This window comes from Phenylobacterium ferrooxidans, from assembly GCF_042714595.1.
Lineage (GTDB): Bacteria > Pseudomonadota > Alphaproteobacteria > Caulobacterales > Caulobacteraceae > Phenylobacterium > Phenylobacterium ferrooxidans.
This window is the reverse complement of sequence record NZ_JAOTJD010000022.1, coordinates 34,737-51,751: the sequence shown is the minus strand read 5'-3', so window position 1 is coordinate 51,751 and position 17,015 is coordinate 34,737. Positions and strand designations below refer to the sequence as shown.

Annotated in this window: 15 protein-coding genes and 1 tRNA gene; 8 read left to right on the top strand and 8 right to left on the bottom strand. The window is 67.1% G+C overall.

Going from position 1 to position 17,015, the window contains the following annotated elements; all coding sequences use genetic code 11:
* Positions 1-10: 10 nt before the first annotated feature.
* Positions 11-787: an enoyl-CoA hydratase/isomerase family protein gene (locus tag OCL97_RS12640; protein WP_377370362.1), complete on the bottom strand. Its 777-nt coding sequence runs from the start codon at positions 785-787 to the stop codon at positions 11-13.
* Positions 784-1,950, bottom strand: a complete 1,167-nt coding sequence (locus OCL97_RS12635; protein WP_377370361.1) for an acyl-CoA dehydrogenase family protein — start codon at positions 1,948-1,950, stop codon at positions 784-786. Before OCL97_RS12635 ends, OCL97_RS12640 begins: the two co-directional genes overlap by 4 nt.
* 171 nt (positions 1,951-2,121) lie before the next feature.
* Here OCL97_RS12635 and OCL97_RS12630 point away from each other — a divergent pair, with 171 nt between their 5' ends.
* Both OCL97_RS12630 and OCL97_RS12625 read left to right on the top strand, forming a co-directional pair.
* Positions 2,122-3,339: a CaiB/BaiF CoA transferase family protein gene (locus tag OCL97_RS12630; protein ID WP_305763037.1), complete on the top strand. Its 1,218-nt coding sequence runs from the start codon at positions 2,122-2,124 to the stop codon at positions 3,337-3,339.
* Positions 3,339-3,890, top strand: a complete 552-nt coding sequence (locus OCL97_RS12625) for a P-loop NTPase family protein (RefSeq protein WP_377370360.1) — start codon at positions 3,339-3,341, stop codon at positions 3,888-3,890. The genes OCL97_RS12630 and OCL97_RS12625 overlap by 1 nt, the downstream gene beginning before the upstream one ends.
* On the opposite strand, the gene OCL97_RS12620 is transcribed toward OCL97_RS12625, so the two are convergent.
* The 3 genes from OCL97_RS12620 to OCL97_RS12610 all read right to left on the bottom strand — a co-directional run bounded on the left by OCL97_RS12620 (position 3,887) and on the right by OCL97_RS12610 (position 7,091).
* Entirely contained in the window at positions 3,887-4,300 is a 414-nt protein-coding gene (locus OCL97_RS12620) for a Zn-ribbon domain-containing OB-fold protein (protein WP_304775184.1), read from the bottom strand. The genes OCL97_RS12625 and OCL97_RS12620 overlap by 4 nt on opposite strands.
* A 1-nt stretch (position 4,301) precedes the next feature.
* Positions 4,302-5,489, bottom strand: a complete 1,188-nt coding sequence (locus tag OCL97_RS12615) for a thiolase domain-containing protein (RefSeq protein ID WP_304775182.1) — start codon at positions 5,487-5,489, stop codon at positions 4,302-4,304.
* Positions 5,490-5,609: 120 nt separating this feature from the next.
* Entirely contained in the window at positions 5,610-7,091 is a 1,482-nt protein-coding gene (locus tag OCL97_RS12610; protein ID WP_377370359.1) for an AMP-binding protein, read from the bottom strand.
* 190 nt (positions 7,092-7,281) lie between these two features.
* Here OCL97_RS12610 and OCL97_RS12605 point away from each other — a divergent pair, with 190 nt between their 5' ends.
* The 3 genes from OCL97_RS12605 (at position 7,282) to OCL97_RS12595 (ending at position 9,513) form a co-directional block, all read left to right on the top strand.
* Entirely contained in the window at positions 7,282-8,832 is a 1,551-nt protein-coding gene (locus OCL97_RS12605; protein WP_377370358.1) for a class I adenylate-forming enzyme family protein, read from the top strand.
* Positions 8,829-9,326 carry a ribonuclease E activity regulator RraA gene (gene rraA, locus OCL97_RS12600; protein WP_310538781.1) on the top strand — a complete coding sequence of 166 codons (498 nt, stop codon included), beginning with the start codon at positions 8,829-8,831 and terminating at the stop codon, positions 9,324-9,326. Before OCL97_RS12605 ends, rraA begins: the two co-directional genes overlap by 4 nt.
* 97 nt (positions 9,327-9,423) lie before the next feature.
* A tRNA-Ser gene (locus OCL97_RS12595) sits at positions 9,424-9,513 on the top strand.
* Between the two features lie 90 nt (positions 9,514-9,603).
* On the opposite strand, the gene OCL97_RS12590 is transcribed toward OCL97_RS12595, so the two are convergent.
* Positions 9,604-10,053, bottom strand: a complete 450-nt coding sequence (locus OCL97_RS12590; protein ID WP_377370357.1) for a hypothetical protein — start codon at positions 10,051-10,053, stop codon at positions 9,604-9,606.
* Entirely contained in the window at positions 10,043-10,630 is a 588-nt protein-coding gene (locus OCL97_RS12585; RefSeq protein WP_377370356.1) for a hypothetical protein, read from the bottom strand. Before OCL97_RS12585 ends, OCL97_RS12590 begins: the two co-directional genes overlap by 11 nt.
* 298 nt (positions 10,631-10,928) lie before the next feature.
* On the opposite strand from OCL97_RS12585, the gene OCL97_RS12580 reads away from it, so the two are divergent.
* A complete protein-coding gene (locus OCL97_RS12580) occupies positions 10,929-12,761 on the top strand; it encodes a copper resistance system multicopper oxidase (protein ID WP_377370355.1) in 1,833 nt (610 codons plus the stop codon).
* A gap of 269 nt (positions 12,762-13,030) precedes the next feature.
* The gene (locus OCL97_RS12575) at positions 13,031-13,843 is read left to right on the top strand and encodes a copper resistance protein B (protein ID WP_377370354.1); all 813 of its coding nucleotides are present in this window, start codon (positions 13,031-13,033) and stop codon (positions 13,841-13,843) included.
* 148 nt (positions 13,844-13,991) lie between these two features.
* On the opposite strand, the gene OCL97_RS12570 is transcribed toward OCL97_RS12575, so the two are convergent.
* On the bottom strand, positions 13,992-14,189 hold the full coding sequence (locus OCL97_RS12570) for a heavy-metal-associated domain-containing protein (protein WP_377370353.1): 198 nt from the start codon (positions 14,187-14,189) through the stop codon (positions 13,992-13,994).
* Positions 14,190-14,442: 253 nt separating this feature from the next.
* Here OCL97_RS12570 and OCL97_RS12565 point away from each other — a divergent pair, with 253 nt between their 5' ends.
* Complete coding sequence (locus OCL97_RS12565) at positions 14,443-16,962, top strand: heavy metal translocating P-type ATPase (protein WP_377370352.1); 2,520 nt, start codon at positions 14,443-14,445, stop codon at positions 16,960-16,962.
* The last annotated feature ends 53 nt before the right edge of the window (positions 16,963-17,015 follow it).

The following is a 17,015-nucleotide window of genomic DNA, read 5'->3' as shown; positions in this document are numbered from 1 at the left end:
GACCATTCCTCTAGCGGCCGGTGAAATTGCCGGCCCGGCGTTCGGACACCGCCTTCACGCCCTCGGCATAGTCGTCGGTGGCCCGCAGTAGGGTCTGCTGCTCATGTTCATGGAAGGTCTGGGCGCGGACGGCGGCGGCGAGATCAGAGCGCAGCGTCTTGCGGGTGGCCACCACGGCCAGGGGCGCGTTCTCGGCGATCTCCTGGGCCAGGCGGCCGGCCGCGGCGCGCAGGTCGGAGAGGGGCGCGATCTCGTCCACCAGGCCCCAGGCGAGCGCATCCTCGGGCTTCACCCGGCGTCCGGTCAGGAACATCAGGTTGGCGCGGTGCTGGCCGATCAGGCGGGGCAGGGTGTGGGTCAGGCCAAAGCCTGGATGGAAGCCCAGCTTGACGAAGTTGGCGGTGAACCGCGCCTCGGGCGCCGCCACCCTGAAGTCGCCCACCAGGGCCAGGCCGAGACCCGCCCCCACCGCCGCGCCCTGTACGGCCACCACGATCGGCGTCTCGATGGAATAGAGTCGCACGGCCTGGTCGTAGAGGCTGCCGATGCCGCCCATGCCGCCGCTGGCGATGCCGTCGCTGGCCACCAGGTCGGCGCCGGCGCAGAAGGCCTTGCCGGCCGAGCACAGCACCACCGCCCGGGTCTTGCCGTCGCCGTCGAGGGTCTCCAGGGCGTCGGCCAGATCGGCCATCAGCTCAACGGAGACGTGGTTGAAGGGCGGCCGGTCGATTTCCACGGTCGCCACGTGGCCATCATGGGTGACCTTCAGGTGGTCATAGCTGCTCATCGTCGGGTTCCCATCAGGTTGCGGGCGACCACCATGCGGTGGACTTCGGAGGGGCCGTCATAGATCCGCATGTTGCGTACCAGCGAGGCCATCAGCTGCAAGGGCATTTCCTTGGTCATGCCCATGGCGCCGAAGCACTGCATGGCGTTGTCGATGACCTCCCAGGCCATCTCGGTGGCGAACACCTTGACCATGGAGATCTCGTTGCGCACGTCGCGGCCCTGGTCGAGCTTGGCGGCGCAGTCATAGGTCATCAGCCGGGCGGCGTGGATCTTGATGGCCGCGTCGGCCGCCCACCACTGCACGGCCTGGCGGTCCGACAGGGCCTGGCCGAAGGTCACCCGCTGCGGCGCGTACTCGCACATCATGTCCAGGGCTCGCTGCGCCAGGCCGATGCACCAGGCGGCCATCTCCATCCGCCGCGTCCCCAGTCGCACCTGCATGGGCGCGAACCCCTGGCCCTCAGTCCCCAGGAGCTTCCACCCCGGCACCCGGCAGTCCTCCAGCGCCACCTCATAGGTGGTCGCCCCGCCGATCATCGGGATCTTGCGCAGCACCTTGAAGCCCGGATTGTCGCCGTCCACCAGGAAGGCGCTCATCCCGCCCCGCGCGCCCTTCTCCCGGTCGGTCACCGCCATGACGATGGTGAAGTCGGCCTCCGCCGCCCGGCTCGTCCAGATTTTTCTTCCGTCAATGATCCAGTCTTCGCCGTCGCGCACGGCCTTGGTGATCATGCCGGCGGGGTCGGCGCCGGCGCCCGGCTCGGAGATGCCGATGGCGCTGATGGTCTCGCCGCGCACATAGGGGGCGAGATAGGCCTCGCGCTGGCGTTCAGTCACCGTGGCCATCAGCATCCGCAGGTTCGGCGAGTCCGGCGGCAGGGTGTAGGGCGTCACCGTCGAGCCCAGGGCCTCGTTCACCGCCACCAGGGCCACCTGCGGCAGGTCCGAACCGCCCACGTCCTCCGGCGCGTCCAGGCCCCAAAGGCCCAGGCGCTTGGAGACCACGTCGATCTTCTCGCGCTCCTCCTTGGTGAGGCCGACGCCATGACCCGAGGCCTCCCGTGCCAGAACCGCGCTCTCCAGCGGCATCAGCTCGTCGCGGACGAACTTCTGCGCCAGGTCCTTGAGCATCCGGTGCTCTTCGGAAAGTTCGAAGTCCATGGTCCGCCCTCAATGCCTGTTGATCCGACCTTGGGCGAATTAGGTGGGTTGCCGCGCCGGACGGCAAGCACCCGGTGAAAATTCCTTGGCCCAGCGCCCCGGCGTGACCCCTTGCATCCGCCCCGGCTTCAATGATCTTCCAGGGCCAAAGAACCGACGGGGAGCATCGACGTGACCGACACCAAGCAACTTGCGGATAAGGCCACCGGCCCCCTGGCGGGCATCCGCATCCTGGACCTGACCAGCGTGGTGTTCGGCGCCTACGCCACCCAGATGCTCGGCGACCAGGGCGCGGAGGTCATCAAGCTGGAGGACCCCGGCTCGGGCCGGGGCGACGGCGGCGACATCATGCGCTGGGCTGGCCACGTGCCCGAGGGAACCCCGCGCGACCTCGGCCCCATCTTCCTGACCATCAACCGCAACAAGCGCTCGGTGCTGATGGACATGCGCGACCCGGCTTCGCGTCCCCTGCTGGAGGCCTTGATCAAGAGCTGCGACGTCTTCGCGGTCTCGGTGCGCTACGAGGGTTTGAAGCGCCTGGGCCTGGCCTATGAGGACGTGAAGGCCCTGCGGCCTGACGTCGTCTATGTTCACGCCGCCGGCTATGGCTCGGATGGCCCTTATGCCGGGGAGCCCGCCTATGACGACCTGATCCAGTCGGCCTCGGGCCTGGCCGACCTGCTGCCCCGCACCGACGGCAACCCCACGCCGCGCATCCTGCCGACCCTGGTGGCCGACAAGGTCTCGGGCCTGTTCATGTGTCAGGCCATAACCGCCGGGCTGCTGCACAAGGAACGCACGGGCCAGGGCCAGTTCATCGAGGTGCCGATGCTGGAATGCGTCACCAGCTTCAACCTGGTGGAGCACCTCTACGACCACACCTTCGAGCCGCCAACCGGCCAGTGGGCCTACCAGCGGGTGGCCAATCCCAACCGCAAACCCTACCAGACCAAGGACGGCTACATCGGCCTGCTGCCCTATACCGACAAGCAGTGGGACCAGTTCTTCGCCGCCGCCGGCATGGCCGAGACCTTCGGCAAGGACCCCCGCTTCTCGGACTACGCGACACGGGCCAAGCACATCGGCGAGCTCTACGGCCTGGTGGGCGAAGTCACCCAAACCAAGACCACCCAGGAATGGCTGGACCTGCTGAAGCCGCTGTCCATCCCCATCGTCAAGACCGCCCGGCTGGACGATCTGCCCGACGACCCGCACCTGAAGGCCGTCGGCTTCTTCGAGCGCTACGACCACCCGCATTCGGGGCCCTACAACGCCATGAAGCCGCCGGTGCGCTTCACGGGCTCGCCGTCAAATATCCGCCGCCACGCCCCGCGCCTGGGACAGGATACCGCCGAGGTGACCGCCGAGATGGGGCTGAAGACCGACTGATGCGGATCGCGGTGGTCGGCAGTTCGGGATCGGGCAAGTCGACCCTGGCCAAACGCCTGGGCGCCGCCTTGAACGTGCCGGCCATCGAACTCGACGCCATCAACTGGCGGCCCGGCTGGAAGGCGCTGAGCGCCGACGATCCGAAGGCCTTCAGGGATGAGGTGAGCGCCGCCGTCGCCGCCGAGGCCTGGATCACCGACGGCAATTACAGCGCCGTCCTGCCGGCGATCCTGGCGCGGGCCACCCACGTGATCTGGCTGGACTACGAGCGTCCGGTGATCATGTGGCGGGTCATCACCCGCTCGTTCCAGCGGGCCTGGACGAAGCAGGAGTTGTGGCCGGGCGCCGGCAACCGCGAGACCTTCGCCCAGTGGCGCGATCCCGACCATCCGGTGCTGTGGGCCTGGCGGACATTCCATCGCCGCCGCACGCGCTACGAGGAGGCCTTCGCCCATCCGCGTCTGGCGCACCTGACCGTGACGCGCCTGCGCCATCCCCGCGAAGCCGAGCCGCTGGTTCAGCGGCTCGGTCGCGAGGCTGTCGGCGCCTAGACCGGCGAGAACACCGGGACGGGCGGACCGCCCTCGGTGGCCTGGAACTTCACCTTCACCTTCTGGCCGATGGCCAGCTTGGAGAGGTCGCAGTCCACGAAGTTGGTCAGCACCGCCGGGCCCTCATTGAGGGTGACATAGCCGATGGCGTAGGGGCCGGTCGGCGAGCGGTGCATGGTGGAGTAGGTGTAGATCACCCCTTCGCCCGGGCTTTCTTCCCAGACGGTGTCGTCGGAGAAGCAGAAGGGGCAGAGCGCGCGCGGATACCAGTGCGGTTCGTTGCAGGCGTTGCAGCGCTTGATCAGGAACTTGCCCTGTTCGGCGGCGTCCCAGAAGGGCTTGCTCTCGATGGTCACGGCCGGGGCCGGGATCTTGCGGCCCTCGGCCGGCTTGTCTTGGGCTTGGCTCATCTTACGCCTCCCGTTCCATGATGACGGTGCCCGCGCCGTGGCGGGTGCCGAGCGATCCGCCCGTGCCGTGGGCGAGCGCCAGGTCGCAATTGGGAACCTGGACCTTGGGGTGGGCCTCGCCACGCAGCTGGCGCACCGCCTCGATCACCTTGGTGATGCCGCCGCGGTTGGTGGGGTGGTTGTTGCACAGCCCGCCGCCGTCGGTGTTGAAGGGCAGCTTGCCGACGCCGGAGATCAGGTTGCCGTCGGAGACGAACTTGCCGCCCTCGCCCTTCTTGCAGAAGCCCAGGTCCTCGAGCTGCATCAACACCGTGATGGTGAAGCTGTCGTAGATCGAGGCGTACTTCATGTCCTGCGGCGTGACGCCCGCCTCCTCGAAGGCGATGGGCCCCGACCACAGGGCGCCGGAGTGGGTGAGATCCAGGTCCTTGCCGCCGCGCGGCCCCTTGGGGGCCTCGCCTGCGCCGATCACCTTCACCAGGGGCCGCTTCAGGCTCTTGGCGACTTCCGGGCTGGTGACGATCAGGGCGCCGCCGCCGTCGGTGACGACGCAGCAGTCCAGCAGGTGCAGCGGGTCGGCGATCATGCGGGAGTTCACCACCTGCTCAACGGTGACCACGTCCTTCAGGAAGGCATGCTCGTTGTACTGAGCGTGGTGGCTGGCGGCGACCTTGATCCAGGCCAGCTGCTCGCTGGTGGTGCCGTACTCGTACATGTGGCGCATGGCGCACATGCCGTAGGTGTTGTGGGTCGAGCCGCCGTAGATGTTCTCGAAGCCGGCTTCCGGCGCGCCGTCGGTCAGCTGGCCGGGACGGCCGCCGCCGCCGCCGGGGAAGAACTTGTTCTGGCGGGGACGGCCGGCCAGGGTGATGAGCGCCACGGTGCACTTGCCCGCCGCGATCGCCTGGGCCGCGTGGCCGACGTGCAGCAGGTAGGACGAGCCGCCGGTCTCGGTGGAGTCCATGTGGCGGACGTTCTTGAGGCCCATATAGTCGACCATGGACATGCCGCCGAAGCCCGGGGCGTCGCCGGCGCAGAAGTAGCCGTCGATGTCGTCCTTGGTGAGGCCCGCGTCGGCCAGGGCGCCCTTGGCGCACTCGGCGTGCAGCTGCGGCGTCGACTTGTCGGGAGCATCCCGGGTGGGGTGCTCATAGGCCCCCATGATGTAGGCCTTGCCCTTAATACTCATCGATCCCCTTCCTCAAATTCGTCTTTTCATGAATGGCGGTTGGCTTAGCCCTCAGGCGCGCCAAGCGCAAACCTCGGCCCATCGGCGAGAGGGCCGACGGGTCCGCGCGCTTGCGAGGCGTCAGGCCGGCTGCTGGTCCTTCAGCTTGGCGATGCGGACGTCGCGCAGGGCGGTGCGGCGCACCTTGCCGGCGTCGTCGCGCAGGGGTTCGTCCACGAACTCGTAGGTTCGCGGCTGCTTGTAGGTGACGAGCTTCGATTTCAGGTGCTCGCGCAGAGCGGCTTCGTCGCCGGGCCCCCGCGTCTGAACGATGGCGTGGATCTTGTTGCCCAGGTCGTCGTCCGGAATGCCGATCACCGCACAGGATTGAACACTGTCATGCTCCTCCAGCGCCGCCTCGATCTCGGCCGGATAGACGTTGGAGCCCCCCACCAGGATCATGTCGGTGCGCCGGTCGGCCAGGTAGAGATAGCCGTCCTCGTCAAACCAGCCGATGTCCCCCAGGCTCTCCCAGCCGCCCGGCAGCACCTTGGCCGTCGCGCCGAGGTACTTGTAGCTGGGCGCCATGCCCTCGGGCCGGCGCATGTAGATCTCGCCGATCTCGCGGGGCGGAAGCTGATTGCCGTCGTCGTCGAAGGCCACCATCTCGCCCATCCGCACCTTGCCCACCGAGCCCCGGTGTTCCATCCACTCGGTCCCAGAGATGACGGTGGAGGCCTGGGCCTCGGTGCCGGCATAGAGCTCCTGGATCACCTCGCCGCCCAGCCAGAGGATGAAGGCTTCCTTCAGCCAGGGCGGGCAAGGCGCCGCCAGGTGCCAGAGGGTCTTGAGCGAGCTCAGGTCGTACTTGGTCCGCACCTCCTCCGGCAAATGCCAGATGCGGTTCATCATGGTGGGCACCATGTAGATCCAGGTGGCGCGGCGCTTCTCGATCTCCGCCAGCGTGCCCTCGGGATCGAAGCGCGGCAGGACGATCAGGTGCGCGCCCAGGTTCAGCACGCTCATCATCATGCCGAAGCCGGCGTTGTGATAGAGCGGCGCGGGCAGGACGGCGATGGACTCAGGCGTCAGCTGCCAGCCGCCGACCGCCGGCGTCTCCTTCGTCGTAACGCCCGGCTGGCCGGCCAGGATCAGCTTCGGCCGCCCCGTGGAGCCCCCCGACGTCGGCGCTTTCGAAACCGGCGAGGTGGCGTCGGGCAGGTCGCTGTCGTCATCGCTCTTGGCCAGCAGGTCGGAAACCTTCAGCAGCGGCCGGTCGATCTTGGCCTCGAACTCGGCGATCACCACCGGGGTCTTGGCCAGCTCCATGATGGCCTCCAGCTCGGCCTGGGGCAGGCGGAAGGCCACCGGCTGCGGCGTCGCGCCGATCTTCCACATGGCCCAGCAGGCGACGGCGAAGTCGGTGGAGTTGGGCAGGCCCAGCGTCACCAGGTCGCCGTGCTTGACCCCATAGGCCAGCAGGCCGCGGGCGGCGCGGTTGGTCAGCCTGTGGAACTGGGAATAGGAGAGGGTGACATCGCCGCAGCTCACCGCCGGAGCGTCGGGCTGGGATTGCGCGAAGGCCTTTAGCTTCGCGCCGAGGGAAATCATCTCGTCGGCCATAATTATGTGTCGTCCCAAATGAAATCGGCCCGATTGAATTCCGGGCGAGGCGCCCCGCCTATGCTGCGGGGTCGCCACCATTTTCCCTCGCGGAAGATCGTCTCGGCAAGCGCCATATTCGATTGGCGGAGCCGGGGCCTTGTGGCTATGACGGCCCGACAAAATTTGAGCCTTGGGTAGGGAGCCGTCGATGTCCGTCGAACAGATGCTGAGCCAGGAGTTCGGGACGCTGGCCGAGGTGATCGGGCAGCAGGCCAAGGAACGGGCCGACAAGCACGCCCTGGTGGACGCCAAATCCACCATGACCTACGGCCAGCTCGACGCCTTCATGGACCGCATGGCCACGGCGCTTCAGCGCGAGGGTGTCGAGAACCAGGGCGTCGCCGCGGTCTGCGCCACCAGCTCGGTGGAATATGGCGCGACCTTCTTCGGCATCCTGCGGGCCGGCGCCGCCGTCGCGCCCCTGGCCCCGTCCTCCACCCCCGAAGGCCTGGTGGGGATGCTGAAGGACTGCGGGGCCAAGGTCTTCTTCCTCGACAAGGGCGTGTCCGACGCGCTGGCCGGCGTCGCCGACCAGATCACCGCCCAGCGGGTCGCCCTGGACGGCTCCGACGCCGGTATCCCGCTGACGCTATGGCTGGCCCCCGAAGGCTCCAAGCCCAAGCCGGTGACCGTCACCCCGCAACAGGCCTTCAACATCATCTATTCGTCGGGCACCACCGGCACGCCCAAGGGCATCGTCCAGCCGCACCAGATGCGCTGGGGCCAGATCCGGCGCGGCGTCTATCGCGAGGACGCGGTGACCATGATCTCCACCCCGCTCTATTCGAACACCACGCTCGTCTCCTACCTGCCCACCCTCTCCAACGGCGGCACGGCGGTGCTGATGCCCAAGTTCGACGCCGAGCAGTTCCTGAAGCTCTCCCAGCAATACCGCGCCACCCACGCCATGCTGGTGCCGGTGCAGTACCGCCGGCTGATGGAGCGGCCGGACTTCGACAGCTACGACCTCTCCAGCTACGTGATGAAGTTCTCCACCAGCGCCCCCTTCGCCGCGGCCCTGAAGGCCGACGTGCTGAAGCGCTGGCCCGGCGGCTTGATCGAATATTACGGCATGACCGAGGGCGGCGGCTCCTGCGGCCTGGCGGCCCACGAGTTCCCCGACAAGCTGCACACCGTCGGCCGGCCCCTGCCGGGCCACGACATCCGCCTGATCGACGAGGACCTCAAGGAGGTGCCCCAGGGCAAGATCGGCGAGGTCGTCGGACGCTCGGGCGCCATGATGGTCGGCTACCATAACCAGCCGGGCAAGACCTCCGAGGCCGAGTGGTACTCGCCCGAAGGCCTTCGCTACATCCGCACGGGCGACGTCGGCGTGTTCGACGCCGACGGCTTCCTGACGCTCATGGACCGCAAGAAGGACATGATCATCTCCGGTGGCTTCAACATCTATCCCTCCGACCTCGAGGCCGAGATGATCCAGCACCCGCAGGTGCTGGAGGCCGCCGTGGTGGGGGTGGCGTCGGACAAGTGGGGCGAGACCCCGGTCGCCTTCGTGGCCCTGAAGCCCGGCGCCACGGTGACGGCGGACGAGCTCAAGGCCTGGACCAACGGCAAGCTCGGCAAGACCCAGCGCCTGGCCGACCTGATCCTGGTGGACAGCCTGCCCCGCAGTCACATCGGCAAGGTGCTGAAGCGCGAACTGCGCGACGACTACAAAGGCGTGGCGCTCACCGCATGAACAATCCCGCCCAGAAGCCCGCCAAGAGCGTCGCCGACCTCTGCGACGACCACGAGGACGAGGTCGAGGTCTGCCTCGTCCAGTTCCGCGACTACGGCGGCCGCAAGGCCTTCTCCGGCCCCATCCGCACCGTCCGCTGCCGGGAGGACAACTCCCTGGTGAAGGCCACGCTCGCCGAACCCGGCGAGGGCTGCGTCCTGGTGGTGGACGGCGGCGGCTCTCTGGCCATGGCCCTGGTGGGCGACATGCTGGCCGCCGACGGGGTCAAGAACGGCTGGGCCGGGATCGTGGTCTACGGCGCCGTCCGCGACACCCCGATCCTGGAGACGCTCGATATCGGCGTGAAGGCCCTGGGCTCGGTGCCGATCCGCAGCGTCAAGCGCGGCGACGGCATCGTCGACGCCCCCGTGGCCTTCGGCGGCGTGGTCTTCGTCCCCGGCGATGTCCTGCACGCCGACCCGGACGGCGTCGTGGTCCTGCCCGGCGAGGACTGAAAACTCAGTCGCCAGACGGGCTTGCGCCACCGGGGCCGTATGAGTAGGTTCCGCCCTCGCTCGGCGGGCCCTTTCTTCAGGGCCTCCAGACGGCTCCGGAGAGGTGGCTGAGTGGTCGAAAGCACCGCACTCGAAATGCGGCGTACCTTTACCGGTACCGTGGGTTCGAATCCCACCCTCTCCGCCAAGCATAATGCGCTGATCTAGCTCAGCTTATTGGAAGCCGAAATGCCCCGGCATTCCAGGCGGTTCGGCCGGCATCGGAAATAGCGCATCCTCAAGGGAGCTGTGGATCGTCCGACGAGAATGAGAAGTCGACGAGCCGCATGCTTCGACCGTCGCCATCGGCTCCCGTCAGCCTGAGATGGCGCCAGACTGTGCTCAAGCAAATAGTGGCTGTGAGCCACGCATCTTTGGGAATGTAGAGCGTGGTCTCCAGGCCGCCCCCTGGAAGCTCCCCCGCTCGATCGCAGATGTCGCCGATGTGGGGCGGCTCACTTCGACTGAAGTGCCAGCCCTCCAGTTGGTCTAGCCAGATGCGCATTCGGCGGCCGGCCAAGCCTTCAGGCGCAACCACACGACCCTCGATTTCAATCATGCGAGAGTAGATCAGACCACCTTGAAAACGGTGCGCCTTCGGGACCGATGGCGGGCAAGGCATAAGGCCGAGCCCGCCGTCGTAGCCACGCAGCTCGATGAGACAGTCTAGCCGCGCTTCAGTCAGCATTCGCCCAAGCCTCAAGGTTCGGATGAATGCTGGCCTGGAAGAAGTAGGCGGAAGCTTCGGCGCCGCTCGGTCTCACGTCGTGAATCTTGATTTGGAGGTGTTTCCAGGTCGACGCCAGAGACGAGGCGGTAGAAGCGATCGCCTCCTCCGGCAACATCAGCACCGCCTCAAACTCGAATACAGAGCCCTCCGGAAGTATCGTGAGTTTGCCCACGTTCTGGAGGGCCCCACGTCCGAACCGGACCTTCGGACCAAACGGCGACATGGTCACCTTGATGGACTTGCCGCGGTGCTCGCGGGGCGCGCGCACGCGGCCGTGGATGGTGAAGTCGCGACCGTAGTCCAGGCCTAGGGATCGCGCCTTTGGCCGAGTCACTGCGTGGTCGCAAATTGCGACCTGAAGGTTCCAGTCCCAAGCAAGGATGTCGATCATCAGCCGGCCATCAAAGAAGCTCGGATCTGACGTCGCGTTGGGAATGTTCACATCTGACACAATAAAATTTGTACATGTTTTGTTCTTATCGGACAAGCGTGGAAGGTCAGCGATTTGCTCGCTGCGCACTGCGTCCGCCGCCACGCATCGCCGCCACAGATTCTACCCTGTCGCGGCCGTCTCCTCGTCATTTCCGGCCCGCAGCGCTCCACAAGAACCGGTCCCGGGGTGACTTCAGCCCGCCGCTTACACCGAGGTGGCGCACGAACCTCTGCGAATTTCTCTGGTGGAAGGGTTGGGGGTGCGTCTTTGAACGTCGCCGCGCGCGAGAAGCTGCGCCCGTTCTTCGCCTGAGTGCGTTTGTATCACCGTGGAAAGCCGCTTGACCTTCCTGCCGGGGGAAGCCCCATCCCCGTTGAAGTTCAGGACGTAGGACCTCTTCATGCCCCGCCGCTTGCCAGACTTCGACCGCCGCTCGCTCTTGCGTGGCGCCGCCCTGCTGGGCGGTGGCGCGGCTATTGGCGCGCTTCTTCCCAGTTGGGCGCTCAGCGCCTCTCCGGGGCTGGTCTCCACCCTGCCGACCCTGTCGGGTGAGGACATCAAACTCACAATCGGCCACACGCCGGTCACCATCGACGGGAAGTCGCAGCATGCGGTGACCATCAACGGCGCCGTCCCTGGTCCGCTGCTGCGGCTACGGGAAGGCCAGCGCGCGCGGATTTCTGTGACCAACACATTGGACGAAGAGAGCTCCATCCACTGGCACGGCCTCCTCGTCCCGTTTCAGATGGACGGCGTGCCCGGCGTGAGCTTCCCCGGCATCCCGCCTGGGGAGACCTTCGTCTACGAGTTCCCGGTCATCCAGTCGGGGACCTACTGGTATCACAGCCACTCCGCGCTCCAGGAAGCCGAGGGCCATTACGCGCCGATCGTGATCGAGCCGGCCAGGCCCGACCCGGTCGTCGCCGAACGCGAGCATGTCATTGTGCTCGCCGATCACAGCGAGATGCACCCGCACCTGATCTTCAAGCGACTGAAGCAGCAGGCCGGGGTCTTCAACTACCAGCGCCAGACGATCGCGGGCCTGCTGTCGGGCAAGGACCAGACGCTCGCCGAGCGGGTCGAGTGGGCGAAGATGCTCATGGACCCCACGGACATCTCCGACGTCACCGGCTCGGCGCAGACCTTCCTGGTCAATGGCCATGGTCCCAAGGACAACTGGACCGGGCTCTTCACTCCCGGCGAGCGGGTGCGGCTGCGCTTCGTCAACGCCGCGGCCCAGATGATCTTCAATGTCCGCATTCCGGGCCTGAAGCTCACGGTCGTGGCGGCGGACGGCCAGAATGTGCGTCCGATCGAGGTGGACGAATTCCAGATCGGCAATGCTGAAACCTACGACGTCATCGTGCGGCCAACCGAAGACCGCGCCTACACCCTGGTCGCCGAGTCCATCGACCGATCCGGCATGGCGCGCGCCACCCTGGCGCCGCGCGCCGGGATGAGCGCCGCGGTCCCGCCCCTACGCGAGCGGCCCATCCTGACGATGAGAGATATGGGCATGGACATGTCGGCGCATGGCGGCCACGGCGCCATGGCTGGAATGGACCACGCCGGCATGCCCGGGATGGATCACCAGGCGATGGCGGCCACACCGCCGCCTGGCATGGCGCCGCCGCGTCAACGCGGCTCCGATGTCATGGGCGATATGGGAGGCATGAAGATGGACATGCTCGACTGGTCGAAGGCGCCCCAGATCAAGAAGGGTCCTGGCGTGCAGATGATCGCGCCGATGCCGATGGACCGCACCGGCGAGCCCGGCCTTGGCCTCGAAAGCGTGGGCCACCGGGTCTTGGTCTATAAGGACTTGGTCGCCCTGGAACCGAACCCCGACACCAGGCCGCCCGAGCGCGCCCTGGAGATCCGGCTGACCGGTAACATGGAGCGCTTCTGGTGGGGATTCGACGGCTGGAAGTTCAGTGAGGACCCGCCGCCCTACGCGTTCCGGTCAGGTGAGCGTGTGCGCATCACCCTGGTCAACGACTCGATGATGACGCACCCGATTCACCTGCATGGGCACTTCTTCGAGCTGGTGCATGGTCCCGTGGGACACATGCCCCGAAAGCACACCGTCAACGTGGCGCCCGGCGGAAAGGTGACCTTCGACATGACCGCCGAGGCAGGCGATTGGGCCTTCCACTGCCACATGCTCTACCACATGCACGCTGGCATGTTCCAAGTGTTCAAGGTGCGACCGGCGCAAGGATCCGCGGCATGATCCGGCTATCTGTCTTCGCTCTTGCCATGGTGAGCTCGACGAGCGCCGCCCTGGCGCAGGGCCCCGCCGATCCGCACGCCGGTCACGTCATGCCCGCGCAACCGAGCACACCGGCTAAGCCTCAAGCGCCGCCGCCGACGGCGCCACCCGCTACGGACCCGCATGCTGGACATGTGATGCCGCCGCAGCCAGCAGCTGCCGCCGACCCACACGCGGGCCATCATATGCCATCGTCCCAGGTTCCGGCCGATCCGCACGCCGGGCACGTCATGCCCGAAGCGCCGGCCGACCCGCACGCCGGGCATGCGATGGACGCCGCACGCGAGGCTCAGACCGGCGCGGACCTTCCCGTCGGGATGGCGGCGGCGCCGCCTGCGATCACCGACGCGCTGGCTGACCCCGTCTTCGGGGCCGGACCAATGCGGCGCGCCCGCGCCGTTCTCGCCGGCGAACACGGCGGTTCGCGCGTCTCCAAGGTTCAGGCCGACCTGCTTGAATGGGCGCCCGACGGGAACGGCTACCGCTGGGAAGTCGAAGGCTGGTACGGCGGCGACCTTAACCGGGTCGCGTTCAAAACCGAGGGTGAGGGTCAGTCCGGCGAAGGCGTCGAAGCCGCGGAAGTGCAATTGCTCTATTCCCGCGCCGTCGCCCGCTACACGGACCTGCAGGTTGGGCTCCGCTACGACCTGGAGCCGCGCTCTCGCGCCTATGCTGTCGTCGCCGTTGACGCGATGTTCCCCTACTGGTTCGAGGCCGAGGGCTCGCTCTTCCTGTCCGAGACGGGCGATCTGCTCGGCCGCGTCGAGGGCAGCTACGATTTCCGGCTCACCGAGCGGCTGGTGTTCCAGCCTCGCGCGGAACTCGAATTCGCAGCGCAGGACATTCCGCGGAGCGAGATTGGCTCGGGTCTGTCCAAGGGCGAGTTCGAGCTGCGCCTGCGTTACGAGGTGCGCCGCGAGTTCGCGCCCTACGTCGGCGTGTCCTACGAGCGCGCCTTTGGCCGGTCCGCGGACTTCGTCCGCGATGCCGGGCATGACGTCGAGACGACCCGCTTCGTGGTCGGGGTGCGGACGTGGTTCTGACCACGCCCTGACCTTCCTGCTATGGGAATCTTCCTGTGATCAGGCGAGGCTGCCCCGAAGGCGTTCCGAGGGGCGCCGGGCGTTTGCGACAAGGCGCGGCGCTCGGGGTGCAACCCCTTCGCGCCGCCCTTGCCTGCTCGTGGGCGGCCTAGTTCGGCTCTGCGGGATAGCCGGCCGCGTCCATCGCCTGGATCACCTCGGCGTGGTCCGCCGAGGTGATGATCGACACCGTCTGCGACGGCAGATCGATGGTGAGCGTGGCGCTGGAATCGACGCTATGCACCGCTCGGGTGACAACGCCCTCGCAATGGCCGCAAGTCATGTCCGGGACCTTTAGGTTCAGCAATTCAAACTCCTCGTTTGCAGGACGGCAAAGCGCCGCGGAGTCACTGTCGGGCTTCCATCGGCTGGAGGGTCAAGCGCCTTTCCATTGAAGTCTTCATGGCCATCCGCAAATCGCCCGGGCTGCGAAGAAGTGTATTTTTGGTTTGTATTTTCCATGGCTTAGGGCGAGACGAGAAATCTGGAACACCCCATTGACCCTCCAGTGACTGGAAGAATTAGACCTCTGGTCGAAAGATACTCAGAGGACCAGTTCCATGAACGCTCCCTTCAATCTGGCCGGCGTCTCGGTCAGACAAAACTTCCCGATCGCCGGTATGACCTGCGCGTCCTGCGTGCGCCGCGTCGAGCTCGCCATCGCCAAGGCGCCGGGCGTGGCCGCCGCGACCGTGAACCTTGCGACCGAAGCCGCCGACGTCACCTTCGACGCCGGGGTCCGACCTGACGCTGCAGGAGTGATCGCCGCGATCAAGGGGGCTGGCTATGAGGTTCCCGTTGAAACCTCGGACGTCGAGATCGAGGGCATGACCTGCGCCTCGTGCGTACGCCGTGTCGAGCTCGCCATCGCTGCGGTCCCCGGCGTGCTCAAGGCCTCGGTCAACCTCGCCACCGAACGCGCCACGATCGAAACCCTGGCCGGCGACGCGCCCCGGGCGGCCATCGACGCGGCCATCCGCAAGGCGGGCTATGAGCCTCGTCGCAGCGGCGCTGGCGCCGCCACCGACAGCCGGGAGGAAGCCCGCGACCGCGAGATGTCTCACCTGAAGCGCGATCTCGGAATCGCCGGGCTGCTGACCCTGCCGATCTTCGTGCTCGAGATGGGCGCGCACGCAATCCCGGCGCTACATCATTGGCTGGCGATGACCCTGGGCCAGCGACCGCTCTATATCGCCTTCTTCGTGCTGGCGACGATCGTGCAGTTCGGTCCGGGCCTGCGGTTCTACAGGAAGGGCGTGCCGGCCCTGGCGCGCCTGGCGCCTGACATGAACTCGCTGGTGGTGCTCGGCTCGACGGCCGCCTGGGCCTATTCGGTGGTCGCCGTCTTCTCGCCGGCGGTGCTGCCGTCCGGGACAGCCAACGTCTATTTCGAAGCCTCGGCGGTGATCATCACCCTGATCCTGCTGGGCCGCGTCCTCGAGGCCAAGGCCAAGGGGCGCACAAGCGAGGCGATCAAGCGGCTGATGGGCCTGCAGGCCAAGTCGGCCAGGGTCGAGCGAAACAGCGAATTCGTCGACGTGGCGCTCGAGGACGTCACCGCCGGCGATGTCATCCAGGTGCGCCCGGGCGACAAGGTTCCCGTCGACGGCGTGGTGTTGTCCGGCTCGTCGTTCGTCGACGAAGCCATGATCTCCGGCGAGCCGATCCCGGTGATGAAGGCGGCAGGGGCCGAGGTGATCGGGGGCACGATCAACAAGACCGGCAGCTTCACCTATCGCGCCACCAAGGTCGGGGCGGACACGCTGCTCGCCCAGATCATCCGCATGGTGGAGACCGCGCAGGGCTCCAAGCTGCCGATCCAGGCCCTGGTCGACAGGGTCACCGCCTGGTTCGTGCCGGCGGTCATGGTCGCGGCTGTCCTGACCTTCGTCGTCTGGCTGGTCTTCGGGCCGCAGCCGGGCGTCGCCTTCGCGCTGGTCAATGCGGTGGCGGTGCTGATCATCGCCTGCCCGTGCGCCATGGGGCTCGCCACGCCGACTTCGATCATGGTCGGCACCGGCCGGGCCGCCGAACTGGGGGTTCTGTTCCGCAACGGCGGGGCGCTGCAGTCGCTGAAGTCTGTCCAGGTGGTTGCGCTGGACAAGACCGGCACGCTCACGGCCGGCAAGCCGGTGATGACCGATCTGGAAGTCGTTGAAGGCTTTGAGCGCGTTGAAGTCCTATCGCTGGTCGCCGCCGTCGAGGGACAGTCCGAACACCCTGTGGCGGGGGCCATCGTCGCCGCGGCCCAGGCCGAAGGGCTCGCCCTCGACGAGGTCAGCGCCTTCGATGCCGTGCCCGGCTATGGCGTCAACGCCACGGTCCGCGGCCATCGCATCGCTGTCGGCGCAGACCGCCACATGGCTCAGCTGGGTATCGACGTGCGGCCGTTCGCCGAGACCGCTGTCCGCATGGGCGAGATGGCCAAGACCCCGCTCTACGCCGCCATAGACGGCCAGCTGGCCGCCGTGATCGCCGTCTCTGACCCGATCAAGCCGACCACGCCGCAGGCCATCCGCGCCCTGCATGATATGGGCCTCAAGGTGGCGATGATCACCGGCGACAACCGCCGCACGGCGGAGGCCATCGCCGCCCAACTCGGCATCGACGAGGTGGTCGCCGAAGTGCTGCCGGACGGCAAGGTCGAGGCCATCAAGCGCCTGCGCGCCGGCGGCCGCGCCGTGACCTTCGTCGGCGATGGCATCAACGATGCTCCGGCCCTGGCCGAGGCCGATGTCGGCGTCGCCATCGGCACAGGCACGGACGTGGCCATCGAGAGCGCTGACGTGGTGCTGATGTCCGGCGACTTGCTGGGCGTGAGCAACGCGATCGCCTTGTCAAAGGCGACCATCGCCAACATCCGCCAAAATCTGTTCTGGGCCTTCGCCTACAACGCCAGCCTGATTCCGGTGGCTGCGGGCGTCCTCTATCCCATCAGCGGCACGCTGCTGTCACCGATGCTGGCGGCCGGCGCCATGGCCCTCTCGAGTGTCTTTGTGCTGGGCAACGCCATGCGGCTGAAGCGCTTCAAGGCGCCGGTGCGCGTCGCCGCCGCGCCTGTGTTGGCCGCCGGCGGCTAATCCCCTCGGCTCGCCCTTGACCTTCCACTAACTAGAACCTTTATGCTGACCGA